Source organism: Salipiger sp. PrR007, from assembly GCF_010499845.1.
Lineage (GTDB): Bacteria > Pseudomonadota > Alphaproteobacteria > Rhodobacterales > Rhodobacteraceae > Salipiger > Salipiger pacificus_A.
The window spans coordinates 214236-240352 of the sequence record NZ_JAAGOZ010000028.1 but is presented as its reverse complement, the minus strand read 5'-3'; the positions used below and the strand labels follow the sequence as shown (position 1 = coordinate 240352).

The following is a 26117-nucleotide window of genomic DNA, read 5'->3' as shown; positions in this document are numbered from 1 at the left end:
CAAAAGCCTTTGAAGGCTTTCGGAGCTTTCGTCGAAGAGACCCGCCCCTACCCCTTCTCGTGGAAGAAGTCGTAGATTCGCTCGGCCAGCGCCTCGCTGACGCCATCCACCGCCTTGAGGTCCGCCAGATTCGCCCGCGCCACTGCCTTGGCCGAGCCGAAGTGCTGCAGGAGTGCGCGCTTGCGGGAGGCGCCGACGCCGGGCACTTCGTCGAGCGGGTTGGCCATCTGCGCCTTGGCGCGCTTGGCGCGGTGGGTGCCGATGGCCCAGCGGTGCGCCTCGTCGCGCAGGCGCTGGATGAAGTAGAGCACCGGATCGTTCCGCTGCAGCGCGAAGGGCCGCGTGCCGATGCGGTGGAACTCTTCCTTGCCATGGTCGCGGTCGACACCCTTGGCGACACCCACCATGGGGATGTCCTCGACGCCGTATTCCTGCATGATCTCCCAAACCGCCGAGACCTGCCCTGCGCCGCCGTCGATCAGCAGCAAGTCGGGCCAGAGCCCCTTCGAGCGGTCCGGGTCCTCTTTCAGCAGCCGGGTGAAGCGGCGCGTCAGCACCTCCTTCATCATGCCGAAGTCGTCGCCCGGTACGAGGTCCTCGCCGCGGATGTTGTACTTGCGGTATTGGTTTTTCATGTAGCCGTCGGGCCCGGCAACGATCATCCCGCCGACGGCATTGGTGCCCATGATGTGCGAGTTGTCGTAAACCTCGATGCGCTGCGGTGGCCCGTCGAGCCCGAAGGCCTCGGCCACGCCGCGCAGCAGCTTGGCCTGCGTCGCGGTCTCGGCCATGCGCCGGGCGAGGCTCTCGCGGGCGTTACGCGCCGCGCCCTCGATCAGCTCGGCCTTCTCGCCGCGCTTCGGCACGGCGATCTCGACCTTGCGCCCCAGCTTGCCTGAGAGCGCCTCGGACATCAGGTCGGCGTTTTCGATCTCGTGGCTGAGCAGCAGCAGGCGCGGCGGCTCCTTGCTGTCGTAGAACTGGCCGAGGAAGGCCTCGAGCACCTCGGCCTCCTCCACGTCCTCGCCGACGCGCGGGTAGAAGTCGCGGTTGCCCCAGTTCTGACCCGAGCGGATGAAGAAGACCTGCACGCAGGCCTGCCCGTGCTCGAGATGCAGCGCCACGACATCGGCCTCCTCCACCCCCTGCGGGTTGATCCCCTGCACCGACTGCACCTGCGTCAGCGCGCGGATGCGGTCGCGCAGGGCCGCGGCGCGCTCGAACTCCATCGCCTCGGAGGCCGCCATCATCTGGTCCGCCAGCCGCGCCTGCATCTCGGTCGATTTGCCCGAGAGGAAGCGCTGCGCATCGGCGACGGATTCGGCGTAGTCGTCGCGGCTGATCTCGCCGGTGCAGGGCCCCGAGCAGCGACGGATCTGAAACAGCAGGCAGGGCCGCGTGCGGCTCTCGAACATCGAGTCGGTGCAGTTGCGCAGCAGGAACACCCGCTGCAGCTGGGTCAGCGTGCGGTTCACCGCCCCGGCGCTGGCGAAGGGACCGTAGTAGGCGCCCTTCTCGGTCTTCGCGCCGCGGTGCTTCTTGATCTGCGGGTAATCGTGCCCGGTGGTGACAAGGATGTTCGGGAAGCTCTTGTCGTCGCGCAGCAGCACGTTGAACTTCGGCTTGAGCTGCTTGATCAAGTTCTGTTCGAGCAGCAGCGCCTCGGTCTCGGTGCGCGTCGTCAGGAACATCATCGAAGCGGTGTCCGAGATCATCCGGGTGATCCGCCGCGAATGCTGCGCCGAGGGCCGCGAATAGCTCGACACCCGCGCCTTGAGATTGCGCGCCTTGCCGACATAGAGCACGCGGCTCTGGTCATCGAGCATGCGGTAGACACCGGGGCTCGAATCCAGCGTCCGCAGGTAGCCCTGGATCACCTCGTAGCCGCGCTTCGGGGCCGTTTTCTGGATGTCTGCTTCGTCGTCCATCACGTCGTTTCCGGTCTGTTCACGGCATGCCTTGATTCTGCGCCTCGCTGCAATGCCGGACCCCCGAGATCAAGGAGGAATGCATCCACCATTCCTGTGGATAACCCTGAGGGTCAAATCCCGGCTTCGCTGATTTTCCCTTGTATTTGGACGGTTTCGTTAAATTGCCCAATAATTAGGCGGAATTATAACCCACTGATATCGCGCAAAAGATTTCGATATCCACCTTCAAACCCTTGAAAGCTTGACGCTTTCCCAACGGTTTCGTGAAGCAAGTGTGACACGTGCACAACTTGCCGCAGCGACTCCATGGGAGGGTGCCGCAAGGACTCCCCAAGCTGGTCAAACCGCGACCTTATTCCCGGTCGCAGGTGTCCGGCGTTTCCCAGGCGAGATGCTGCCCGCCATCGGTGCAGAGGAACTGCCCGGTAACCCCCGGAGCGTCGAGGAAGTACCCCAGCGCACCGCAGATGTCCTCTGGGTTGGAGCCACGCTGCAGCACCGTCGCCGCGCGCTGCCGGGCGAATCCTTCGGCGCTCTGGTCAGCGCCCTGCAGGGTCGGCCCGGGCCCGATGGCGTTGATCCGCACCTTCGGCGCCAGCGCCCGCGCGCCGGTCTGGGTCAACGTCCAGAGCGCCGACTTGGCCAGCGTGTAGCTGAGGAACTCCGGCGTCAGCTTGCGCAGCCGCTGGTCGAGCATGTTGACGCAGAGCGCCCGCGCGCGCGGCTCGCCACGCTCGTCGGTCTCGGCCTCCGGTGCCTGGGCGGCAAACCCCTGCAGCAGCACGAAGGGCGCCCGCAGGTTGGATTCCATCGCCCGGTCCCAGCTGGCGCGGGTCGCGGTCTGCATGTCGTCGTGCTCGAAGATCGAGGCGTTGTTGATCAGCAGCCCGAGCGGCCCGCCAAGCGCCTCGGCGGCGCGCGCCACCAGCGTCTCGCTCTGCGCCTCATCAAGCAGGTCCGCCTGCAGGGTGACCGCGGTGCGGCCCATGGCGCGGAGCGCCTGCGCCACCTCGTCAGCCGCCTCGGCAGAGCCGCCGTAATGCACCGCCACGTCGAAGCCACGCTCACCGAGGTAAAGCGCCATTGCGCGGCCCAGCCGCTTGCCCGCGCCGGTGACCAGCGCACGTTTCTCGAGTCCCATGCGTTTCTCCCCCGAAACCGTTTAAATCAGAACCACCGTCACATAGCCGACGTAGAGCGCCGAGAGGATAACCCCCCAGACCCGGCCGATGTCCCGGCCAAGGAAGACGAAGGGCACCAGGATCAGCGAGGCCCCGAGCATCACCCACAGATCGAAGCTGAGGAATTGCGGGTCCACCGGCATCGGCTTGATCAGCGAGGCCACCCCGATGATCGCCAACAGGTTGAAGACGTTCGAGCCGATCACGTTTCCAAGCGCGACATCCGCCTGCTTGCGGATCGCCGCCATGACCGTGGTGGCAAGCTCGGGCAGCGACGTGCCGAGCGCCACCAATGTCAGGCCGATCACCGTGTCGGGCACGCCGAACATGGCGGCGATCTCGGTGGCGCTGTCGATCAGCAGGTTCGCCCCCACCGGCAGGCCAACAAGGCCCAGCACCAGGTAGAGCGCGATCTTCCAGCCCGGCATGTCCGGGTCCGCCCCTTCGGGTTCTTCGAGTTCGTCCGGCTCGCAGGACGCCTCCTTGCCATTCTTGCGATGGCAAAGCGCGTCGCGCACCGAATCCCAGAGGATCGCCGCCATCACCGCCAGCATGATCAGCCCGGCGATCCAGTCAAAGACCCCGCGGAAGGCGAGCGCGATGAAAAGACCCGTGGCACCGAGCATGATGGCATAGCTCTTGCGGGTGTCATGTGTCGAAGAATGGATCACCGTGATCAGCGCCGGGATGCCCAGCACCAGCAGCACGTTGGCGGTGTTCGAGCCCACGACGTTGCCCAGCGCGATCCCCGGCACCCCGTCCAGCGCGGCCTGGATCGAGATCAGCAGCTCGGGCGCCGAGGTGCCGAAGGCAACGATCGTGAGACTGACGATCAGCGCCGGGATGCCCATGCGCAAGGACAGGTTCACCGCCCCCTTGACCAGCGCATCCCCCGCGAGAAGCAGGATCACAAGGCCGAGGGCCGCGTAGAGAAATACCATTTCAGACCTTTCGTTCGCCGCAGGGGCACGGCCCCTTGCCGATCCGGTACCGGCCGCAGCGCGGACATTTCCTTCCCGCCTCGCGGCGGCTCAGCCGCCCGATCCCGGGCATGCGCAGCTTGCCGAAGATCCCCAGCACCGCGATGACCACCAGAAAGAGGGCGACGACCTTTGCCAGCATGTCAGAGCCCGAAACGCGCGTAGCCCGCGCGTTCCTCGATCAGCCCCAGCGTCTCTTCCGCGAGGCTCAGGCCGAGCCGCGGGATCAGCCGCTTTTTCATGCCGTAGCGGCGGAATTTCACCTTGTCGCCGTAGCGTGCCTTCATCCCGGGCACGAGATGCGCCACGCCATCGGCGAGCCCGACCTCGACCGCCGAGCGGCCGATCCAGATCTCCCCCGTGAAGAGTTCGGGATCGTTCTTCAGCTTGCCCCCGCGCCGCGCCTTGACCTGCGCGATGAAGGTTTCGTGCAGCTGTCCGAGAATGCGGTTCAGCCGTGCCACATCTTCCTCGGTCTCGGGGCGGAACGGGTCGAGCATGCTCTTGGATTTGCCGGCGGTGTGCACCCGCCGCTCGATGCCCTGCCGGTGGAGGAAGACCTGCGCGCCGAAGCTTGCCGAGATCACCCCGATCGAGCCGAGGATCGAGCTTTCGTCAGCGAAGATCTCATCCGCTGCCGAGGCGATCCAGTAGCCGCCCGAGGCCGCCACATCCTCGACGAAGGCGAAGACCGGGACCTTGGTCTCTTCCGACAGGCGGCGGATGCGCGCGCCGATCAGCGAGCTCTGCACCGGCGAGCCGCCGGGCGAGTTGATCTCGAGCGCCACCGCCTTGGGCTTGCCGCGGCGAAAGGCCCGTTCGAGCACCGGCGCCAGTGCCGCGTCGTTCAGCGCGCCGCGCCCCTGCGGGCCGATGGCGCCCTGCAGGCGGACGACCGAGACGAGGGGCTTTGATTTCACGAAGGGGATCGGGATTTGCATGCGCGTGATGTAGACACGCCCCACCGCAACGACAAGACGAAGGCAAAAAGAACTCTTACGTGATGCGGCACGGCCCGCCCGCACGCCACGCGGCACCCGAAAAAGTCTTGTCTTCTGGGCAGAAACATCCTGGGAAAGCTTGGCCCCCAAGGGCCGCGCGGCGCGGAGCCCGCGCTGCCCTAGCGGCACCAAGTCCCCCTTCAGGGCAACGAAAAAGGGCGGAAGCCGCGCCCCGCCCTTTCTTGATCGTGATGAACTTCGGCTCAGCCGACGGCGCGGGTCGAGGGCTTGAAGCTGATCCGCTCGGAGACGGTGAACCGCCCGCCGCCGGTCTTCTCGATCTTACCGTCGCGCAGCAGCTGGCCGAAGCTGCGCAGCCGGTCCTCGCGGCTCGAGTCCTGCCCCTCGACCTGCCGTACCTTGGTCATCAGCTGCGGGCGCGAGAACTGCGCGTGGCCCTCGACATAGGACAGGTAGGCCGCGGCCGCCTCGAGCAACTCCGGCAGATCGTGGGCGCCGACGCTGTCTGCATAATCGGCGAAATCGCCCCCGCTGGCATCTGCGGTGTCGATGTCCGCCAAGGTCACGCGGCGCGGACGCAATGGGGTGGCGGCTGCCTCGGCGGCGACATTCACCCGCTGCTCGGCCACCAGCTTGAGCGGCGCAGGGCGCGATTCGATGGCGGTCTCGACCGACGGCGCATCGGGGCGTTCGGCGCGGCTCGGGGCCGCAGGGCGACGCGGGCGCACCACGTCGGCGAGATCTTCGCGGTAGGGCTGGGCCTGCGCCTCGGCATCCTTCTTGCGGCCCAGCAGCCGGTCCGCGCGTGTCGCGGCCACGGCGGCACGCAGATGCGCGATGGCGCTGCGGCGACGGTTGCCCTCGGGCTCTTCCATCTGGGTGTTGGTCTCGTCGAGGATGCGCGAGGTGTCATTGTCCTCGACGCTCTGCTCGGTGAGCATGACCCGCGCCGGGCTCGAGAGTTTCACTGCCTTGCGCACGTCCTCATGGGCCATGCGCGCGAAGGCATCTTCGAGCGCGTCCTCTTGCTGGCCTGCGTCTTGCGCATCGGGGGCCTCGTCGAAGGCGGCGGCAAAGGCCGCGGCGTCCTCGGCGCCGTGGTCGTCCTCATCCTCGTCATCGTCTTCTGCGACGTCGGCACCGGCCGTATCCTTGACGTGGTCGTCAGGTTCGGCCGCCTCGAAGTCCCAGTCGGTGTCGTCGAGGGCCTCGTCGTCCCAGTTCTCGTCATCCCGGACTTCGTCTTGCCGCTCTTCGTCATCCCGGTCTTCGTCGCCCCAGGCGGAGTCCTCCGCGTCATTTTCGGCCGCCTCTGACTCGAGATCGGCGAGCACCTGCTTGGCCTCCAGCGGAATTTCGGCGCTCGGCGCAGCGGCGAGCGTCTCGAGGTCCTCGACCTCGTCCCATTCGCTCTCGAGCCCGGCGGCGAGCTCGGCCTTCACAGCCTCCAACTCGCGCGCCAGCTCCGCCTCGTCCTCGGCGCTGAGGCTGCTCGAGGGCTTGGGTTCGTCCATCTGCTCGAGCTGCCCCGAGGCGACAGCGGCGTCAAAGGCGGCGCGGGTCACCTTCACCACGCGCACGCGGCGCGGGCCGCGGCGCTGCTCGGCCGGCTGGGACTCGGAAGGGCGCTCGACCGGGGCCTCTGGCTTGGCGGCAAACTCGGGGGTCAGCGCCAGCGGTGCCGGCGCGGGCTCGGCGATAACGTCGTTTTCTCCGGGGCTCGTGGCCTCGTCGATCAGGTGGGCGGCGAGACCGTCCTCCGCGACCCCTGCGTCAGGCGCGGCAGAGGCAGACTCTTCGGACGCGAGACTGCCGAGCATGGCAGAGACGGCGGCCACCGTATCTGCGCCATCCTGCTGCGCCGAGTCGTCCTGATCGGCCTCGTCCTGTGCGGCGAGGGCAGAGGTGGCGGCCCCGCCCGAGACCACCGCGCGGATGCGGCGGAGCTTGGCGGCGACGCTGTCTGCGGCCTCGTCCTGCGCCGCCTCGTGCGGGGCGGCACGTGGCGCCGGTGCGGCGGAGACCTCGAAGGTGCTGTCCTCGTAGTCATACTCGTCGCCCGCGGCCTGCCCGGCCTCCGCGGCGAAGAAAGCGGCCTCGGCGGCAAGCGAATCCCTGCGCGAAAGGGCGACCTCTGCCTCGGGGTCGGCGATCTCGGATCCGGTGGCTTGCGTTTCTGCGGCTTCGGCTTGCGCCTCTGCGGCGGCGCGGGCCGCGGTTTCGGCCAGCGCCGCTTCCATGCCACGGTCCGCGTCCGGGCCGATCACCTCGGCGGCGGGCCGGGTTGGAGCGGGCCGGGAAACATCGGGCGCGGAGGCGGGTGCCGGGGACTGCGAAACCGGGGCGGCCACATCGGCGAGCGGGCCGCGCAGCACGAGCCTTCCGCCCTGTGCCTCGGCATCCAGCTGCGCCTGAAGGAGCTGAGCGGCAAGCTCGGGATCGAACTGCGGCGGTTCCGCCCCAAAGAAGCGGTCCTCGCGCACCACCCCCCGGAAGAATTGCGTCGTGTCCTTGACCACGCCAAGGGGATCCTCGAAGCCTTCCGCCGTGCAGGAGAACGTGCCGTAGGACACCGTCAGAATCTTGCTCGAACTCACCATGTTCCGCTCACTTTTCACTCGATCTGCAACAGATTGTTTACCACCGACTAGGAGACCAAAGCTGACCGAATCTGAGGTTTTCACAGTATCATTTCATGACCAAATTGTGGTCGTTTTCGAGGAAAGCCACTAAAAAGCCATGAACTTCGACCCGATCCGATCACACTCTCCCGTCCTGCTGGTCGGAGGAGGCGACTGCCCGGCCGACATGCTCCTGCCGTTACTGGCGCGGACGAAAACGCGGGTCGCCGCGGATGGCGGGGCCGCGGCGCTGCTGTCGGCAGACGTGACCCCCGACGCGGTGATCGGCGATCTCGACTCGCTGACCTCAGAGCACCGCGCCCGGATCCCCGCCGCGCGCATCCACCGCATCGCCGAGCAGGACAGCACCGATTTCGACAAGTGCCTGCGCAGTATCGAGGCACCTCTGATCTACGCGGCGGGGTTTCTCGGCGCGCGGCTCGACCACCAGCTGGCGGCGATGACGGTGCTGGCGCGGCGCCCCGACCGCCCCTGCCTGCTGGTCGGGCGCGAGGACGTCGTCGCTCTCTGCCCGCCCGAGCTAGCGCTCGATCTGCCGGTCGGCAGCCGCTTCTCGCTCTACCCGATGGCCGAGGTCGGCGGAACGAGCCAGGGCCTGCGCTGGCCGATCGACGGGCTGCGCTTCACCCCCGACCTGCTCACCGGCACGTCGAACGAGACCGATGCACCGCGCGTCACGCTGCACCTCGATGCGCCGAAGATGCTGGTCATTCTGCCGGTGACGGCGCTGGCTGCGCTGGAACGGGCGCTTCTCGAAGCGCCCTCGCGATGGCCCGCTCGCGCATGAGGATATAGAGCCCCGAGGCGACGGTGACGCAGATGCCCACCGTCGCGAGCCCGTTCGGCAGGTCCGCGAAGACCGCGAAGCCGATGATCGTGGCGACGGGAATCTCGAGGTACTGCATCGGCGCCAGCGTGGCCCCCGGCGCAAAGCGCAGCGACCACGTCATCAGCAGATGCGCGAGCGTCCCCAGAAGCCCGATCGCGACGATCAGCCCCCAGACCGGTGCGCTTGGCTGGCTCAGCGCGAGCCCGGGCACCGTGCCGCCCGGCACAAGCAGCAGCACCGGCGCCATGATCCCCACCGCGATCACGCCGGAGACGGCCTGCAGCGAGATGGCATCGACGTCGCGGGCGATCTGCCGGGTGACCAGCATGAAAAGCGCGAAATTCAGCGCGACACCGAGCGGCAGCAGCGCCGGCCAGCCGACTTCGGCAAAGGCGGGCTGAACCACGAGCAGCGTTCCGATGAAGCCCACCCCGCACGCGGCCATGCGACGCCAGCCGACCTCTTCGCCAAGCACGTAATGCCCCAGCAGCAGCGTGAAGAAGGGCATGACGAAAGCAATCGCAATGGCGTCAGCCAGTGGCAGGTAGCGCAGCGCGGCGAACATCATCGCGATGCCAAGCATGTGCATCACCGTGCGCAGCACCGTCAGCCCCAACACCCGGCCGCGCAGACGACAGACGCCCCGCGTCGCGATCATCAAAGGAATCAGCACCGCCGCCTGAATGGCGAAGCGCAGCAGCAGCAGCTGGCCGATCGAGACCTTGTCGCCAAGCAGCTTGGCCGTCGCGTCGCCCATCGGCGCCACGACACAAAAGCCAAGCATCAAGAGCACACCGAGAAGGGGACGATCACCAGCCATGACGCGCAGCGTATCCGCGCCCTCTCGACCCCACAAGGCATTCTCAGCTCCGCGTTCGAAGCGTCCCCCGGCCGGGCTCGCGCCGCCGCGAAGGCGATGACCGCGGGCATTTTCGCGGTTGCGACGACCCCGGTGCCATGCAGCAGGCGCGGCGCGGCTGCCCCAGCGCCGCGGCCCTTTGCCCCCATAGCCAAGAGCCGGGTTGCGTGTGCATCCTCCTTGGCCTACATAGCGCCCGTTCAACACAGCCGGAATGCCTGAGACGCCCCATGGAAAACGTGATCCTTATCGTGCACCTCCTCCTCGCGCTCGCGCTGATCGGCGTCGTGCTGCTCCAGCGCTCCGAAGGTGGCGGTCTCGGCATGGGCGGCGGCGGCGGGGCCATGAGCCAGCGCGCGGCTGCCACCGCGCTCGGCAAGATCACCTGGGGCCTGGCCATCGCCTTCATCATCACCTCGATCACCCTGACGGTGCTCGCAGCGAGCGATGCCAGCGGCGTGTCGGTCATGGACCGTCTCTCGGGCTCCGCTCCGGCAACCGACACGAACACCTCGGCACCGGCTCCGCTGGACACCGATGGCCTCCTGCCCCCTCCGTCGGGCGGAAATGACGCAGGCGCGGATGCGCCGATGGTTCCGAGCGCCGACTAAGAACTGCCCGACTAACAACAGCTTGAGGGCCGCCTGTCAGCCGCAACAGCATCTTGCGGTTGGCTAGACAGTGCGGCCCGAATCCTTTATACGTGGACTCCCGTGATGCTGCGGCTCGATGGGCCGTGGGTGTCCTCCTTTTTTGACGCAAATCACGGGGTCGCGCTGCCAATGGCACGTTTCATCTTCATCACCGGCGGTGTCGTTTCTTCTCTGGGCAAGGGTCTTGCCTCGGCGGCACTCGGCTCGCTGCTTCAGGCGCGGGGCTTCTCGGTTCGTCTGCGCAAGCTCGATCCGTATCTGAACGTCGATCCGGGGACCATGAGCCCCTTCGAGCACGGCGAGGTCTTCGTCACCGATGACGGCGCCGAGACCGATCTCGATCTCGGCCACTACGAACGCTTCACCGGCGTTCCGGCGCGCAAGACCGATTCCATCTCGTCGGGCCGCATCTACACCAACGTGCTCGAGAAGGAGCGCCGCGGCGACTATCTCGGCAAGACCATCCAGGTCATTCCGCACGTCACCAACGAGATCAAGGACTTCATCTCGATCGGCGAGGACGAGGTGGACTTCATGCTCTGCGAGATCGGCGGCACGGTCGGCGACATCGAGGGCCTGCCCTTCTTCGAGGCCATCCGCCAGTTCAGCCAGGACAAGCCGCGCGGCCAGTGCGTCTTCATGCACCTGACGCTGCTGCCCTACATCAAGGCCTCGGGCGAGCTGAAGACCAAGCCGACGCAGCACTCGGTGAAGGAGCTGCGCTCGATCGGTCTCGCCCCTGACATTCTCGTCTGCCGCTCCGAGGGTCCGATCCCGCAGAAGGAACGCGAGAAGCTCGCGCTCTTCTGCAACGTGCGCTCCGACAGCGTGATCGCGGCGCAGGATCTGCCGTCGATCTACGACGCGCCGCTGGCCTACCACCGCGAAGGCCTCGACCAGGCCGTGCTCGATGCTTTCGGCATCACCCCGGCCCCCCGCCCCAACCTCGAGAAGTGGGAAGACGTTTCCGAGCGCATCCACAACCCCGAGGGCGAGGTGAACGTCGCCATCGTCGGCAAGTACACACAGCTCGAGGACGCCTATAAGTCGATCGCCGAGGCGCTGACCCACGGCGGCATGGCGAACCGGGTCAAGGTCAACGTAAGCTGGGTCGACGCCGAGCTCTTCGAGCGCGAGGATGCCGCCCCCTATCTCGAAGGCTACGACGCCATCCTCGTGCCCGGCGGCTTCGGCGAGCGCGGCACCGAAGGCAAGATCAAGGCGGCCCAGTTCGCGCGCGAGCACAAGGTGCCCTACCTCGGCATTTGCCTCGGCATGCAGATGGCGGTCATCGAGGCGGCGCGCAATGTCGCGGGCGTGGCCAAGGCCGGCTCGGAGGAGTTCGACCACGAGGCCGGCGAGAAGCGCTTCGAGCCGGTGGTCTACCACCTCAAGGAGTGGGTTCAGGGCAACCAGAAGGTCAACCGCTCGGTGGCCGACGACAAGGGCGGCACCATGCGCCTCGGTGCCTATGACGCGGTGCTGACCGAAGGGTCCAAGGTCGCCGAGGTCTACGGCACCACCGCCATCGACGAGCGCCACCGCCACCGCTACGAGGTCGACATCAAGTACCGCGAGGCGCTGGAAAAGGGCGGTCTGTGCTTCTCGGGCATGTCGCCCGACGGTCGCCTGCCCGAGATCGTCGAATGGCCGGATCACCCGTGGTTCATCGGCGTGCAGTTCCACCCCGAGCTGAAGTCGAAGCCCTTCGATCCGCATCCCCTCTTCAAGGATTTCGTCCGCGCGGCGAAAGAGGTCTCGCGGCTGGTTTGAACCCGCGCTTCAGCTGACATGAGAAACGCCCCCGAGGACTCCCTCGGGGGCGTTTTCGTTTGCCGGGAGCGGTCGCCCGGCGCTCAGCGCTCCGCCGAGGCGTGCCACGCCGACATGCCCGGCAGGCTGCGCATGATCCTGCACTCCCGCGCGAAGACATGCTGGCGCAGCTTCAGGGCGGGCCGCTCGATTCCCACCCAGGACAGATGCGCGACCAGTATGGTGAGCGGCAGGGAAAGGGCGGCGATCCAGTACCATTCGCGCATCCCGGGCAGCAGATGCGCGATCAGCTGCTGGATGATGAAATGATAGAGAAAGATGCCGTAGCTCAGATCGGCGCTCTTCAGCACCCCGAGCCGCGGCGGGTCCATGACCCCAAGCCCCACCGTGACATAGGCCATGGCCACAAGGCCGATGTATTGCCCCAGCCCGCTCACGCTGAAGCCGATGACCCCCACCAATGCGGCGATCGTCACGAGGTAGCCGTGGATCTGCACCCGGTCGCGGTAGGCGTGCAGGCAGATGCCGAGCAGGAAGGCAATCACCAGCGCCCGGCCGGTCACCGGACCCACCCAGGGATCGAACTGCCAGCCGGTCCGCAGCCCCATCTTGAGGACCGAGAAGGCGATGAAGATCGTCAGACCCGCCAGCAGCACCCGCCGGTCCTTGCGCGCTCCGGCCAGCGCAAGCACGCCCAGCCCGATGTAGCAAATCAGCTCGTAGGGCACGGTCCAGAGCTGGCCATTGGCCATGCCCGGCTCGGGGTTGGTCTCGAAGACGCCCGGCAGGTAGAGCGAGGCATTGCTCACATGGCCGGTGACGTTCAACAGGTAGCGAAAGAACTGGTCGCTGGTGAAATACTCTGGCCAGCTCAGGTTGGTGACCAGCCCGCCGACCAGCACCGCCGAGATCGTCACCTCGACGGCCAGCGCCGGATAGATGCGGATGAAGCGCAGCCCCATGAAGCTCAGCAGCGTGCGACAGCGGTAGAGGCTGCCCGCCACCAGGAAACCTGACAGGGTGAAGAACATCGGCAGCACGGTCATCGCGAGGCCGTCGATCGGGAAATGCGCCCAGACGGCGTCCATGTAGACCCTCTGCCCGTAGGCGATCTGCACGCTGTGGATCAGCAGGACCAGCACGGAGAGGGTCAGGCGCATGTAATCAAATCCGCTTGGCCGGCCCCGTGCGGCCGCCATCAAATCATCAATGGTCACTATGTCACTCCTCTGCACAGAGCCGGGCTCGGACAAGGGGGCACCCCCCGCATTGGCTGGGCCTGCACGAACAAGATGGAATATCACTTCAAACAATAGGGACGATGGTCGCGCATGGATCGGCGTTCGGCAAGCCTCAACTTCCCGTCGCGCCAAACTCCGTGCACTCGCGCCAGAGAGGCGCCACGTACCGGGGCAATCGCGCAGGTGGCGAACGATCCTAGCCGCGCTCGACTTCGAGCCCGGCAGGCGTTATCTGCGGCGGCAGGTGCAGGCCGCGTGTGAGGCCCCTGCCCCGCCCCACCCGTTGATCTGCCCATCTGCCGAGACTGCGATGCTTTCCTACCAACACGCCTTCCACGCCGGAAACCTCGCCGACCTGCAGAAGCATGCGCTGTTGGCCGAGTTGCTCTCCTACATGACGAAAAAGGACAAGCCGCTCAGCTACATCGAGACCCACGCCGGGCGCGGTCTCTACGACCTGACCTCGGCGGAGGCGGTGAAGACCGGCGAGGCGGCGCAGGGGATCGAGGCGTATCAGGGCATCTTCCGCCAAGGGCACCCCTATCTGCAGGCGCTCGCCGAGGTGCGCCGCGAGCACGGCCCGAGCGCCTATCCCGGCTCGCCGATGATCGCAGCCAAACTCTTGCGATCGCAGGACAAGCTCCACCTCGCCGAGCTCCATCCGCAGGAGCACGCGGCGCTGACCCGGGCGCTGCGCGCACCCAATATCGCGATCCACCGGCAGGACGGTTTCGATCTTGCGCAGAGCCTCTGCCCGCCCGATCCGCGGCGCGGCGTGATGCTCGTCGACCCGCCCTACGAACTCAAGCAGGACTATGTCGAGCTGCCCAAGCTGTTCCGGCAGATCGCGAAGAAGTGGAATGTCGGCGTGCTGGCGCTCTGGTACCCGATCCTCAGCTCCGCCGCGCATGTGGCGATGCTCGCCCAGCTCTCCGAAGATTTCCCCGGCGCGCTCTGCCACGAGATCCGCTTCCCGCCGGCGCGCGAGGGGCACCGGATGATCGGCTCTGGCATGTTCATCGTGAACCCGCCCTGGGGTCTTGCCGAGGCCGGTGCCGAACTTACCGATCGGCTGCGCGCTGCCGGCGCCCTCGGCTGACCGTTTTCTGCCATTGCCCAGCCCCGCAAGCTGACGCAGAGTAATGCCGTTGACACATGCCAACGGGAGACAGATGGCCCCCTCCTTCCTGCAGCGCCCACCCGCACGCCAGCCGAGACAGCCGTGGCGCGCGGGCTGAAATTCTGGATGGCGGCCCCCGAGGCCACGCCTCTGGAGCCCTGCGACGTGCCGCTGGCGCTCGGGGCGCTGCTGCTGCGCGCCGCCGCCGAGGCGCAGGGCGCGCCGCCATTGATCGGCGTGGCGCTGGTCGATGCGGTGCTGGCGCGGCGCCATGAGCTGACCCAGCGCGAGGCTGCCGAGATGCGGCTGACGTGCCAAGCTGTCGCCGCCGCCGCCCCCGATACCGCCTGTTTTGCCGCCATGCTCGCCCGCGCCGTGGGCTACCGCGATCGGCTGGCGCTGGCGCATTGCCTCTGCGACGTGATGGCTGGCAGCGATCCTGCCCCGAGCACCCGGCAGACCGCACTGTGGTTGGCCGAACACCTGCTCTTCGTCGCGCCCTGCGATCTTTCCGCGAGCCGGACGGGTTAGGGCATCCGGGGCGCCGTCCCCATCCGCTGCGCGCACTCCCCGGGACATTTTCGCCACGAAGAAAGCCCGTCGGCGCGCGTCTTTACACGATCGCGCGCGGGGCGTTGGCGCGGCGGCGCAAGGCGGCTATATCTTGCGCATGTTCGCTGATTTCCTCAAACGGCTGGTCGATCCCGGCCCCGACCGCCTGCCCGACGCCGATGCGCGGCTGGCGCTCTGCGCTTTGCTGGTGCGCGTCGCGCGCGCCGACGAGACCTACGACCAATCCGAGCAGGACCGGATCGACCGGATCGCCGCCACGCGATATGGGCTCTCGCCCTTCGAGGCCACGCGGCTGCGCCGCGACGCCGAAGCGCTGGAGGCCGAGGCCCCGGACACCGTGCGCTTCACCCGGGCCATAAAGGATGCCGTGGCCTATGAGGACCGCATCGCTGTGATCGAGGCGCTGTGGCAAGTGGCGCTCGCCGACGGCAGCCGCGACGATGAGGAAGACGCGGTGCTGCGGCTGGTCGCGAACCTTCTCGGCATCAACGACAGGGATTCGGCGTTGGCCCGGCAACGGGTGGAAGCCGCGGGCTGATGCCCACCGGCAGCGGCTGAAATCCGGGTATATGCCAATTTACGCCGCGCAAAGCACAAGACAGCCGCCGTTTTGCGCATGGACAATCAGGCCATTTTGCGCCCATTCTCGCCGCCAATATCAGCAACAGCCCAAGAAGGTTTGGCTTGACCGATCCAGCCCAAGCTCCAGTCATCGAGATCCGCGATCTGCACAAGGCCTACGGCGAGCTTGAAGTGCTCAAAGGGGTCAGCATCACCGCAAAGCGTGGTGACGTGGTCTCCCTGATCGGCTCGTCGGGCTCCGGCAAGTCGACGCTCCTGCGCTGCTGCAACCTGCTCGAGGACAGCCAGCAGGGCGAGATCATGTTCAAGGGAGAGCCGGTGCGCTGGCACGGCAGCGGGCATCACCGTCGTCCGGCCGACCCAAAGCAGGTGCTGCGCATTCGCACGAACTTGTCGATGGTGTTCCAGCAGTTCAACCTCTGGGCCCATATGACGATCCTGCAGAACGTCATGGAAGCGCCGCTCACCGTACTTGGCCGCCCGCGCGACGAGGTCGAGGCCGCCGCAAGGCGCTATCTCGACAAGGTCGGTATCGGCGACAAGGCCGACGCCTGGCCTGCGCAGCTTTCGGGCGGCCAGCAGCAGCGCGCGGCGATCGCGCGCGGGCTCTGCATGGAGCCCGAGGCGCTGCTTTTCGACGAGCCGACGTCGGCGCTCGATCCCGAGCTGGAACAGGAAGTTGTGAAGGTGATCAAGGATCTCGCCGCCGAAGGGCGGACCATGATCATCGTGACACATGACATGAAGATGGCCCATGACGTGAGCGATCACGTGGTGTTCCTGCACAAGGGGCTCATCGAGGAAGAGGGCGCCCCGGCCGAGCTGTTCGGCGCGCCGAAATCGGAACGGCTGCAGGGCTTCCTGCGGTCGACCAGCCACGTCTGACGGGCGGCAGAGACCACCCCGAACATGTATATAACCAGGGAGCAACTCCAATGAAATCCATCCTTCTCGGCACCGCCGCGCTGGCCATGACCGCCTCGATGGCGCTGGCCCAGGACGTCGTGCGCATGGGCACCGAGGGCGCCTACCCTCCGTACAACTTCATCAACGACAGCGGTGAAGTGGACGGTTTCGAGCGCGAACTGGGCGACGAGCTCTGCACCCGCGCCGAGGTGACCTGCGAGTGGGTGACCAACGACTGGGACTCGATCATCCCCAACCTCGTGTCGGGCAACTACGACACCATCATGGCCGGCATGTCGATCACCCCCGACCGTGAGGAAGTCATCGGCTTCACCCAGAACTACACCCAGCCCGATCCCTCGGCGTACCTGGTGCTGTCGGGCAACGACGGCATCGACCTCTCGGGCGCGGTGATCGCCGCACAGACCGGCACCATCCAGGCGGCCTTTGTCGCCGAGATGGGCGCGACGCTGGTCGAATATGCCACCCCCGACGAGACCGTCGCCGCCGTGCGCAACGGCGAGGCGGACGCGGTGCTCGCGGACAAGAGCTACCTCGTGCCGGTTGCCGACGAGAGCGACGACGTGATGCTGCTCGACAAGGACGAGCTGATCGGTGGCGGCGTCGGCATGGGCCTGCGCCAGAGCGACACCGAGCTGAAGGAAAAGTTCGACGCGGCGATCCAGTCGATGAAAGACGACGGCTCGCTCAACGCGCTGATCGAAAAGTGGGAAATCGGCGCCTCGTTCTGAGCGCCCCAGAGCGAGGGGGCCCCTGCGGCCCCCTCGACGGCTGATAAGACATGTTCTCCTGGTGTACCGACCCCAATGCGATCGACGGCCTGGCATGGCTGAGCTGCTACCTGACCACGGGCAAGCACCTGTCGATCTATGTCTCGGTAGGCACCGTGCTGCTGCTGCTGGCGGTCACCGCACCCGTCGCGCTTGCTTTCGGCTTCGGCGGCGCCATGGCCGCGCGCTCGCATTTCCCGCCGCTGTCCTGGCTCGGGAAGGCCTATATCGCCATCGTGCGCGGCGTGCCGGATATCGCCTTCTTCCTGTTCTTCGTGATCGCCCTCGACCAGTTCTTCGAGTGGATACGGCACGAGGTGAAATGTCCCGACTGGGACCAGCCGATCCGCCAAGGCAATGATTTCGTGGTCTGCCCCGAGGCAAAGCTGCCGCTCTCGACCGCCGCCCAATGGGTGCACGAGACGTACGGCTTCTCGCTCGCGGTGCTGACCTTCTCGATCGTCTTCGGCGCCTTTGCCGCCAACGTGCTCTTCGGCGCCATACGCGCCGTGCCCCATGCCCAGCTCGAGACCGCCGAGGCCTATGGCATGAGCCGCCGCCAGACCTTCTGGCGCATCCTTGTGCCGCAGATGTGGGTCTACGCCCTGCCCGGCCTGTCGAACCTCTGGATGGTGCTGATCAAGGCCACGCCGCTGCTGTTCCTGCTGGGGGTCGAGGATATCGTCTATTGGGCGCGCGAGCTGGGCGGGTCGAAAACCGCGAAATTCACCGATTACCCGCACCCCGACTGGCGCGTGTGGTACTTCCTGGCGCTGCTGGTGTTCTACCTCGCCTTCACCCGCGTGTCGGAAATCGTTCTGGGCCGGATCATGAAACGGCTCACCCATGGGCAGGCGACCATGGGCGGCGAAGCGCAGAGGAAGGCCGCATGAGCTGCTGGGAAACCATCGCCGACTACGGGCTGCGCTCTATTGGCATCGGCGAGCGGCTGCTGCCGCGCGACAATTTCACCCTGTGCCAGCAGGTCACGCTGATCGGCTCGGGCATGCTGTGGAACATCTACTTCGGCGTGGTCGCTTTGGTCACCGGCTTTTTCCTCGCAACGGCGCTGGCGCTCGGAAAGGCGTCCAGGGTCACGCCAGTGCGGAAGCTGGCGGAATGGGTGATCTTCGTCTTCCGCGGCTCGCCGCTGTTCATCCAGTTCTTCTTCGCCTATTTCCTGTTCCTCAGCCTCAAGAGCGTGTCGCCCGCCTTCGACCCGCTGACTTCGGCATGGCTCGGGGCGGCGCTGGTGCTGTTCCTGAACACCGCGGCCTATACCGGCGAGATCTTCTACGGGGCGCTGCTGTCGGTCCCGCGGGGCGATGTCGAGGCGGCGGATGCCTATGGTTTCTCGGGCTGGCCGCGCTTCAGGCGGATTGTCTGGCCGACCATGCTGCGGCTGGCCTGGCCCGCCTATACCAACGAGGCGATCTTCCTCTTCCATGCCACGACGCTGGTCTTCTTCTCGGGCTTCCCGGCGTGGCAGCAACGCGGCGACGCGCTCTATTACGCGAACTACTTCGCCGACAAGACCTTCAACCCCTTCGTGCCCTATCCGATCCTCGCGGGGTTCTTCATCCTGCTGACGCTCTGCGTGGTGGGGATCTTCGGGCTGATCAACAAGCGGCTGAACCGGCACCTGCCGAAGGAACGCCGCCAGAAGATGCGGATGCGCCCCCGGCTGCTGATGCGCTGAGCCGCCGACGCACGAGACGCGAGAGCCGGACGCCACCCCAGCGCCCGGCTTTTTCATGATCGCTTTCCCGGCCGCGTCACGCCCAGCCGTTCATCTTTCCAAAAATACTCGCTTTCTTCCCCCCAACCCCCGCTTGCCAGTCAGCATCCGACTCGCTACGCTGAATTTGATCAAATTCTTGGACAGAAAATGACAGACCCGAAAACCTGGCTCCGCAAGAACCCCCAGGTCCGCACCATCCGTGTGGCCGCATGCGACCTCAACGGACAGCCGCGCGGCAAGCGCGTTCCTTCCCGCTTCGCTCACAAGGTCGTCGAGGACGGCACTCGCTTCCCCTTCTCGGCGCTGAATCTCGACATCTGGGGCGAGGACATCGACGACAGCCCGCTGGTCTTTGAATCCGGCGACCGCGATGGCGTTCTGAAACCCACCGAGCGCGGCTTCGTGCCCATGCCCTGGCTCGAGGCGCCCACCGCCCTGCTGCCGATCTGGATGTTCCACGAGGGCGGCAAGCCCTACGAGGGCGACCCCCGCCACGCGCTGGCGCAGGTGGTCAACCGCTACAAGCGCCACGGGCTGACCCCGGTGGTCGCGCTCGAGATGGAATTCTTCCTGATCGACGACAGCGCCAAGAAGCTGCAGGTGCCGGTCTCGCCCCGCTCGGGCAAGCGCCGCAAGGCCGCCGAAGTGCTCTCGATCCGCGCGCTCGACACTTTCGACATCTTCTTCACCGATCTCTACGATGCCTGCGAGGACATGGACATCCCCGCCGACACCGCCATCTCCGAGGCAGGTCTGGGGCAGTTCGAGATCAACATGATGCATCAGGACGACGCGCTGCGCGCCGCCGATGACGCCTGGCTCTTCAAGATGCTGCTGAAGGGGCTGGCCCGCCGCCACGGCTTTGCCGCGTCGTTCATGGCCAAACCCTACGAGGACTACGCAGGTTCGGGGATGCATATGCATTTCTCGGTGCTCGACGAGGACGGCAACAACATCTTCGATGATGGCGGTCCGAAGGGCACCGACGTGCTGCGCCACGCCATCGGCGGATGTGTCGAAGCCATGCACGACAGCACCCTGATCTTCGCGCCGCACCTCAACTCCTACGAACGTCTGATCCCCGAGAACCACGCCCCCTGCGGCATCTCCTGGGCCTACGAGAACCGCACCGCAGCCATCCGTGTGCCCTCGGGCAGCCCGGCGGCGCGGCGGATCGAGCACCGCGTGGCGGGCGGCGACGTGAACCCCTACCTGCTGATGGCCACCATCCTCGGCGCGGCGCTCAATGGCATTGAGGACGAGATCGAGCCACCCGAGCCGATCACCGGCAACGCCTACGCGCAGGACCTTCCAATGATCCCGACGGACTGGGTCTCGGCCATGGACGCCTTCGAGACGAGCGAGATCATGCCCCGCATCCTGCCGCAGGAGCTGATCCGCAACCTGCTGCTGACCAAGCGGCAGGAGCAGCTCTACATGACCGAGCTCTCGCCGCTCGAACAGGTCGAAATCTACCTAGATACAGTCTGAGCACGGCCTTGCCGCCTCGTCGCGGCAAGTCTACCTTTGCGCCAGAAACCACATGTGTGATCCATGAAAATCGGCATACTGCAAACCGGCCTCGTCCCCGCGGAACTCGCGGGTGAGACCGGTGAATACCCCGCCTTCTTTGCCCGGCTCCTCGACGGCTACGGCTTCGACTTTCAAAGCTGGTCGGTGGTGAATGGCGAGTTCCCAGACGGCCCCGAGTCGGCGGACGGCTGGCTCATCACCGGCTCGCGCCACGGCGCCTACGAGGATCACGCCTGGATCCCGCCGCTCGAGCAGCTGATCCGCGACATCTACGCCGCCGAAAAGCCGCTGATCGGCGTGTGCTTCGGCCACCAGATCATCGCGCAGGCGCTTGGCGGCAAGGTCGAGAAGCACCCCGGCGGCTGGGTCGTCGGGCCGACAACCTATCGCTTCAAGGACGGGCAGGAAAAGGTGATCAATGCCTGGCACCAGGATCAGGTCACAGAGCTGCCGCAGGGGGCCGAGGTCGTGGCCAGCTCCGACTTCTGCGATTACGCCGCCCTGCTCTATCCGGGCCATGCCTACACGGTGCAGCCCCATCCCGAGTTCAGCGACGATTTCACCCGCGCCCTGATCGAGACCCGCGGCCCCGGCGTGGTTCCGCAGGAGCGGCTCGACGCCGCCGGCAAGGCGCTCGGCACCCCGCTCGACCAGCGGGCGGTGGCCGATCAATTCGCGCATTTCTTCAAGCAAAAGGCTCTCGCATGACCGAAGACTGGACAGGCCAGCTTCCGCAACCCGCCACCGCCTATCTCGAAGGGCGGCGGCTCGACGAGGTCGAATGCGTGATCGCCGACTTGCCCGGCATTGCCCGCGGCAAGGCGGTTCCGGCCTCGAAGTTCGCACGGCAGGACTATTTCCACCTGCCCGAGTCGATCTTCTACCAGACGATCACCGGCGACTGGGGCGAGGCGGCGGACGAGACCGTCGGCTTCATCGAGCGTGACATGATCCTGCGCCCGGACATGAGCACCGCCACCGCCGCGCCCTGGACCGCTGACTGGACACTTCAGGTGATCCACGACGCGTTCGACCGCAAGGGCGAGCCGGTCCCTGCCGCGCCGCGCAACGTGCTCAAGCGCGTTGTCGAGCTTTACCGCAAGCAGGGCTGGGAGCCCGTGGTGGCGCCCGAGATGGAATTCTTCCTGGTGGCGCGCAACGTTGATCCGGCCAAGGACATCAAGCCCATGATGGGCCGTTCGGGTCGACCCGCCGCTGCCCGCCAGGCCTATTCGATGACCGCGGTCGACGAGTTCGGCCCGGTGATCGACGACATCTACGACTTCGCAGAGGCGCAGGGCTTCGAGATCGACGGCATCACCCAGGAGGGCGGCGCCGGTCAGCTCGAGATCAACCTGCAGCACGGCGACCCGGTCAAGCTGGCCGACGAAATCTTCTATTTCAAGCGCCTGATCCGCGAGGCGGCGCTGCGCCACGACTGCTTCGCCACCTTCATGGCCAAGCCGATCGCCGACGAGCCCGGCTCGGCAATGCACATCCACCACTCGGTGATGGACATCGAGACCGGCCGCAACATCTTCTCCGGCCCCGCCGGAGGCGAGACCGACGCCTTCTTCCACTTCATCGGCGGGCTGCAGACCTACCTGCCCGCGGCCATCGCTGTGCTTGCGCCCTACGTCAACAGCTACCGCCGCTACGTGCGCGACAGCGCAGCGCCGATCAACCTCGAATGGGGCCGCGACAACCGGACCACCGGTATTCGCATCCCGATTTCCGGTCCCTCCGCGCGCCGCGTCGAGAACCGCCTCGCCGGGATGGACTGCAACCCCTACCTCGGCATCGCCGCCTCGCTGGCCTGCGGCTACCTCGGCCTGATGGAGGAACTGCGGCCCTCGAAACAATTCCGCGGCGACGCCTACGAAGGCGAGGGAGACATTCCGCGCGTGCTGGGCCAGGCGCTCGACATCTTCGACGAGGCGACCAAGCTGCACGAGGTGCTGGGACCGGAGTTCGCGCGCGTCTATTCGATCGTGAAGCGCACCGAGTACGAGGAGTTCCTTGCCGTGATCTCCCCCTGGGAGCGCGAGCACCTGCTGCTCAACGTCTGAGCGCGCGCCATCGCCCGAGGCGTCGGCGGGGGTGCCCCCACCCCCGGGATATTTTCGCCTAGAAGAAACCACGGGAGACGCCTTATGGACCTGCTGTTCTCCAACGACCGGCGCGGCGAGTATCCGCAGAGCTGGTACGCAGCCACCGCGGAGATGTTGCCGCCCTTCCCCAAGCTCGAGGGTGAGGCGCGGGCCGATGTCTGCGTCATTGGCGGCGGCTATACCGGGCTGTCGGCCGCGCTGCACCTTGCCGAGGCCGGGCTCGACGTGGCGCTGCTCGAGGCGCATCGTGTGGGCTTCGGCGCCTCGGGGCGCAATGGCGGGCAGCTCGGCTCGGGGCAGAGGCAGGATCAGCTGAGCCTTGAGAAGATGGTCGGCGAAGGCAACGCGCGGGTTCTCTGGGATCTGGGCGAAGAGGCCAAGGAGCTCTGCCGCTCGCTGATCGCCAAGCATCAGATCGACTGTTACCTGCGTGACGGCGTCGCCTGGTGCGGCTCGAGCAAGGGCGACGTGGAGCACCTGCACCACTATGCCGCGCACATGGGCGAGAAATACGGCTACCAGATCGAGGCGCTGGACCGCGAGGCCTTCCACGCGCTCTGCCCCTCGCCCGACTATCGCGGCGGGGTGCTCGATATGGGCGCGGCGCATCTGCACCCGCTGCGCTTTGCGCTGGGGCTGGCCAAGGCCGCCGCCGGAGCCGGGGCACGGATCTACGAGACCAGTCATGTCGAGAGCGTCGAGCAGGGACGCGAGGTGCTGATCCACACCAGCGGCGGCACTCTGCGTGCGGGTCAGGTGATCTTTGCCTGCAACGGCTATCTTGGCGGGCTCGAGCCGAAGGTCGCGGCGAAGGTCATGCCGATCAACAACTTTATTGTCGCCACCGAGCCGCTCGGAGAACGCGCCCGCGACGTGCTCACCCGCGACGTGGCAGTGGCGGATTCCAAATTCGTGGTGAACTACTTCCGGCTCAGCCACGACGGGCGGCTGCTGTTCGGCGGCGGCGAAAGTTACGGCTACCGCTTCCCCGCTGACATCAAGGCGCTGGTGCGCAAGCCGATGCTGGAGATCTTCCCGCAGCTCGAGGACGCGCGCCTCGACTACGCCTGGGGCGGCACGCTGGCGATCACAATGAAGCGCCTGCCGCTGCTGGCCCGGCTCGGGCCCAACGTGCTCACCGCCTCGGGCTATTCCGGCCACGGGGTGGGCACCGCGGTGCACGCAGGGCGACTGCTGGCCGAGGCGGTGCGCGGACAGTCGGCGGGGTTCGACGCCATGGCGTCCCTGCCGGTGCCCGGCTTCCCGGGGGGCGCGGCGCTGCGCACGCCGCTTCTGGCGCTGGCGATGAGCTGGTACGCGCTGCGCGACCGCATCGGGATCTGAGACTGCCGCCGGGCAAGTTTCCGCAAGGCCTCCCCCCGGGGAGGCCTTTTCACTTGGCTGTCACAGATCAGGTGTTTAAGTTTTTCAGAAGAAACAATTTGGGTTTAGTGATATGAGCAGCCTTCCGAACATGCATGATGCGGAGCCCATTCCCGAAGACGCCCGCGCCGAGATCGACCGCCTGCTGCTGTCGGGCGATTTGTTCCGCTACACCGCCCCCGAGAACGCGCCTGTCGCCCTGCTTGAACGCGAGTTCGCAGCGCTGCTGGGCAGCAAATACGCGCTGGCGGTGTCGAGTTGCTCGGCGGCGCTCTTCCTGTCGCTGAAGGCGCTGGACCTGCCACGCGGCGCCAAGGTTCTGATCCCCGGCTTCACATTCGCCGCCGTTCCCTCCTCGATCGTGCATGCGGACTGCGTGCCGGTGCTCTGCGAGGTCGGCGAGAACTACCGCATCGACATCGCCGATTTCGAGGCCAAGCTCGAGGGCGTCAGCGCGGTGATCATCAGCCACATGCGCGGCCACACCTCGGACATGGACGCGATCCTGGCGCTTTGCGACGCGCGCGGCCTGCCGGTGATCGAGGATGCGGCGCATTCGCTCGGCACCACTTGGGCGGGGCGCAACATCGGCACGCTGGGCCGGGTCGGCTGCTTCTCGTTCCAGAGCTACAAGCTGGTCAATGCCGGCGAGGGCGGCATCCTGATCACCGATGATGCCGAATTGGTGGCGCGGGCGGTAATCCTCTCGGGCGCCTACGAACACAATTGGCGCAAGCATATGGCGCCGGGGGACAATTCCCCCGAGTTGGAAGAGGCCTTTGACCGCTGGCAGAACCGCCTTCCACTTTACAACCTGCGCCTATCCAACCTCGCCGCCGCGGTGATCCGCCCGCAGCTTGAGCACGTCGCGCGCCGTGTCCGCGACGGGCGGCGCAACCATGACCACGTGGCGGCACTCCTCAACCGCTCGCCCTGGATCGAGGTGCCGGAGAAGCTGGCGCCTGAGGAGCGCGCGCCGGACTCGCTGCAGTTCAACCTCACCGGGATGAGCGCCGGGGAGATGCGTGCCTTCCTGTCTGCCGCCGAGGCGGGCGGCGTGAAGGTGCAGCTCTTCGGGCTCTCGACAGACAATGCCCGGGCCTTCTGGAACTGGCAGTTCCTCGAGGAGGTGCCCGAGCTGCCGCGCACCCGCGCCATGCTCGAGCGCGCCTGCGACACCCGCCTGCCCGCCCGGCTAAGCCTCGCCGACTGCGAGGCAGTGGCCGAGGTGCTGATAGGCGCCGCCGAGAGCGTGATGGGTCCGCTGCGCGCCTACGGCACCTGAGCTTCGTCGGCGGGCGGCTTGCGGCGAAGACGCCCAAGCAGCCGCCCGTCGGTCACCACCAGCCCGGCGGCGATGATCCCGAGGCCGAGGTAGACGCCGGGCGGAAGCTGCTCGCCAAGGACGACGCGCCCGATGACAATGGCGAAGGGGGGAATGAGCAGAGTGACCAACATCAGGTTCGCCGCGCCCGCCCGGGAGAGAATCGCGAAGTAAAGGATGAAGGCCAGCGCCGTGGCCAGCAGCGACAGGCCCAGCAGCGCAGCCCAGACGCGCGGCGCGTAATCAAGCGTCGGCAGCCCGTCCTGCCAGAGCACCAGCGGCAGCATGATCACCGCGGCGCCCGCCAGCATGCCGAAGGCGTTGGCCAGCGGTGGCTGCCCGGCGAGCCGCAATTTGCCCCAGACGCTGGCCAGCGAGTAGCTCAGCGCCGCCAACAGCACCGCCCCCTGCCCCAGGTTGCGCGGATCGAGCGTGGTGAGCCGGTCCGGGCCGATCACCACCGCCACCCCGGCCAAGCCCAGGCCCGCCCCGGCCACCTTGCGCCAGCTCAGCCGCTCGTCGCGCAGCAAAAGCCCTGCCACCACCGCGCCCAGCACACCGGTCGAGGCGTTGAGGATCGCCGCCAGCCCGCTCTCGATATGGGTCTGGCCCCAAAAGATCAGCGTGAAGGGCAAGGCGTTGTTGAGTGCACCCATGACCAGGTAGGCTCCCCAGAGTCGCGGCGCGCGCGGCAGCTTGACCCCACGCAGGCGCAGCACCAGCCAGAGCGCGACGGCCGCGATCACCACCCGGTGCAGCGTCACCTGCATCGGGCTGAGTTCGGTCAGCGCGATTTCCGCAAAGAGGAAGGTGCTGCCCCAGAGCGCGGCCAGCGTGAGCAGCAACAGGCCCGAGCGGCGGTCGATGCGGAGAGAAGATGCGGTGTCCATCCCCTTCCTTTGCCGCAAGCCGCCTGCAGAGGAAATCCGAATCCTGCGCATTGCCGCGGCGGCGCTGAAAGTCGTGCTCTCGGGCGCCCCCCGAAACACCTCGGGCCCCGAA

General features: G+C 66.8%; 24 protein-coding genes. 15 read left to right on the top strand and 9 right to left on the bottom strand.

Translation table 11 applies throughout. From position 1 onward, the window contains the following. Window positions 1-47: 47 nt before the first annotated feature. From uvrC to G0Q01_RS13880, 6 genes are all read right to left on the bottom strand, one after another. Complete coding sequence (gene uvrC / locus G0Q01_RS13905; RefSeq protein WP_164188741.1) at window positions 48-1928, bottom strand: excinuclease ABC subunit UvrC; 1881 nt, start codon at window positions 1926-1928, stop codon at window positions 48-50. A 355-nt stretch (window positions 1929-2283) separates the two neighbouring features. Further along, the gene (locus tag G0Q01_RS13900; protein WP_164188739.1) at window positions 2284-3072 is read right to left on the bottom strand and encodes an SDR family oxidoreductase; all 789 of its coding nucleotides are present in this window, start codon (window positions 3070-3072) and stop codon (window positions 2284-2286) included. A gap of 21 nt (window positions 3073-3093) precedes the next feature. Further along, complete coding sequence (locus tag G0Q01_RS13895) at window positions 3094-4053, bottom strand: calcium/sodium antiporter (protein ID WP_164188737.1); 960 nt, start codon at window positions 4051-4053, stop codon at window positions 3094-3096. A 1-nt stretch (window position 4054) separates the two neighbouring features. After that, complete coding sequence (locus tag G0Q01_RS13890; protein ID WP_095881157.1) at window positions 4055-4234, bottom strand: hypothetical protein; 180 nt, start codon at window positions 4232-4234, stop codon at window positions 4055-4057. Between the two features lies 1 nt (window position 4235). Continuing rightward, window positions 4236-5033 (bottom strand): S49 family peptidase, encoded by a 798-nt coding sequence (locus tag G0Q01_RS13885; RefSeq protein ID WP_164188735.1) that lies wholly within the window; start codon window positions 5031-5033, stop codon window positions 4236-4238. A gap of 263 nt (window positions 5034-5296) precedes the next feature. Next, the gene (locus G0Q01_RS13880; protein WP_164188733.1) at window positions 5297-7654 is read right to left on the bottom strand and encodes a hypothetical protein; all 2358 of its coding nucleotides are present in this window, start codon (window positions 7652-7654) and stop codon (window positions 5297-5299) included. Window positions 7655-7793: 139 nt separating this feature from the next. On the opposite strand from G0Q01_RS13880, the gene G0Q01_RS13875 reads away from it, so the two are divergent. Beyond that, window positions 7794-8483: a thiamine diphosphokinase gene (locus G0Q01_RS13875; RefSeq protein WP_164188731.1), complete on the top strand. Its 690-nt coding sequence runs from the start codon at window positions 7794-7796 to the stop codon at window positions 8481-8483. Here G0Q01_RS13875 and G0Q01_RS13870 read toward each other — a convergent pair. Beyond that, the gene (locus tag G0Q01_RS13870; protein ID WP_164188729.1) at window positions 8404-9345 is read right to left on the bottom strand and encodes a DMT family transporter; all 942 of its coding nucleotides are present in this window, start codon (window positions 9343-9345) and stop codon (window positions 8404-8406) included. The two genes, G0Q01_RS13875 and G0Q01_RS13870, sit on opposite strands and share 80 nt — an antisense overlap. 269 nt (window positions 9346-9614) lie before the next feature. Here G0Q01_RS13870 and secG point away from each other — a divergent pair, with 269 nt between their 5' ends. Both secG and G0Q01_RS13860 read left to right on the top strand, forming a co-directional pair. Then, a complete protein-coding gene (gene secG / locus G0Q01_RS13865) occupies window positions 9615-9995 on the top strand; it encodes a preprotein translocase subunit SecG (RefSeq protein ID WP_108964705.1) in 381 nt (126 codons plus the stop codon). Between the two features lie 171 nt (window positions 9996-10166). Then, window positions 10167-11810, top strand: coding sequence for a CTP synthase (locus G0Q01_RS13860; RefSeq protein ID WP_108967518.1), 1644 nt, complete (start codon window positions 10167-10169; stop codon window positions 11808-11810). A gap of 83 nt (window positions 11811-11893) precedes the next feature. Here the strand turns inward: G0Q01_RS13860 and G0Q01_RS13855 are convergent, their stop codons facing one another. After that, window positions 11894-12970: an acyltransferase gene (locus tag G0Q01_RS13855; protein WP_164188727.1), complete on the bottom strand. Its 1077-nt coding sequence runs from the start codon at window positions 12968-12970 to the stop codon at window positions 11894-11896. A gap of 391 nt (window positions 12971-13361) precedes the next feature. Between G0Q01_RS13855 and G0Q01_RS13850 the strand changes: the two genes are divergently transcribed. From G0Q01_RS13850 to G0Q01_RS13795, 12 genes are all read left to right on the top strand, one after another. Then, window positions 13362-14150: a 23S rRNA (adenine(2030)-N(6))-methyltransferase RlmJ gene (locus G0Q01_RS13850; protein ID WP_164188725.1), complete on the top strand. Its 789-nt coding sequence runs from the start codon at window positions 13362-13364 to the stop codon at window positions 14148-14150. Window positions 14151-14273: 123 nt separating this feature from the next. Continuing rightward, window positions 14274-14702, top strand: a complete 429-nt coding sequence (locus G0Q01_RS13845; protein WP_164188723.1) for a hypothetical protein — start codon at window positions 14274-14276, stop codon at window positions 14700-14702. A 139-nt stretch (window positions 14703-14841) separates the two neighbouring features. Continuing rightward, window positions 14842-15282, top strand: coding sequence for a TerB family tellurite resistance protein (locus G0Q01_RS13840; protein WP_108964701.1), 441 nt, complete (start codon window positions 14842-14844; stop codon window positions 15280-15282). Window positions 15283-15428: 146 nt separating this feature from the next. Then, window positions 15429-16211 (top strand): ABC transporter ATP-binding protein, encoded by a 783-nt coding sequence (locus G0Q01_RS13835; protein ID WP_164188722.1) that lies wholly within the window; start codon window positions 15429-15431, stop codon window positions 16209-16211. Window positions 16212-16261: 50 nt separating this feature from the next. Next, window positions 16262-16984 (top strand): transporter substrate-binding domain-containing protein, encoded by a 723-nt coding sequence (locus tag G0Q01_RS13830; protein ID WP_164188720.1) that lies wholly within the window; start codon window positions 16262-16264, stop codon window positions 16982-16984. A 50-nt stretch (window positions 16985-17034) separates the two neighbouring features. Next, on the top strand, window positions 17035-17916 hold the full coding sequence (locus G0Q01_RS13825; protein ID WP_164213533.1) for an ABC transporter permease: 882 nt from the start codon (window positions 17035-17037) through the stop codon (window positions 17914-17916). After that, entirely contained in the window at window positions 17913-18722 is an 810-nt protein-coding gene (locus tag G0Q01_RS13820) for an ABC transporter permease (RefSeq protein ID WP_108964697.1), read from the top strand. Before G0Q01_RS13825 ends, G0Q01_RS13820 begins: the two co-directional genes overlap by 4 nt. A 189-nt stretch (window positions 18723-18911) precedes the next feature. Further along, on the top strand, window positions 18912-20255 hold the full coding sequence (locus G0Q01_RS13815; RefSeq protein ID WP_108964696.1) for a glutamine synthetase family protein: 1344 nt from the start codon (window positions 18912-18914) through the stop codon (window positions 20253-20255). Window positions 20256-20318: 63 nt separating this feature from the next. After that, entirely contained in the window at window positions 20319-21005 is a 687-nt protein-coding gene (locus tag G0Q01_RS13810; protein WP_164188716.1) for a type 1 glutamine amidotransferase, read from the top strand. Next, the gene (locus tag G0Q01_RS13805) at window positions 21002-22366 is read left to right on the top strand and encodes a glutamine synthetase family protein (RefSeq protein WP_108964694.1); all 1365 of its coding nucleotides are present in this window, start codon (window positions 21002-21004) and stop codon (window positions 22364-22366) included. Before G0Q01_RS13810 ends, G0Q01_RS13805 begins: the two co-directional genes overlap by 4 nt. An 84-nt stretch (window positions 22367-22450) precedes the next feature. Further along, window positions 22451-23752 (top strand): FAD-binding oxidoreductase, encoded by a 1302-nt coding sequence (locus G0Q01_RS13800; protein ID WP_164188714.1) that lies wholly within the window; start codon window positions 22451-22453, stop codon window positions 23750-23752. A gap of 112 nt (window positions 23753-23864) precedes the next feature. Next, on the top strand, window positions 23865-25076 hold the full coding sequence (locus G0Q01_RS13795; RefSeq protein WP_164188712.1) for a DegT/DnrJ/EryC1/StrS aminotransferase family protein: 1212 nt from the start codon (window positions 23865-23867) through the stop codon (window positions 25074-25076). Here G0Q01_RS13795 and G0Q01_RS13790 read toward each other — a convergent pair. Beyond that, window positions 25064-26005: a DMT family transporter gene (locus tag G0Q01_RS13790; RefSeq protein ID WP_164188710.1), complete on the bottom strand. Its 942-nt coding sequence runs from the start codon at window positions 26003-26005 to the stop codon at window positions 25064-25066. The genes G0Q01_RS13795 and G0Q01_RS13790 overlap by 13 nt on opposite strands. Between the last annotated feature and the right edge of the window lie 112 nt (window positions 26006-26117).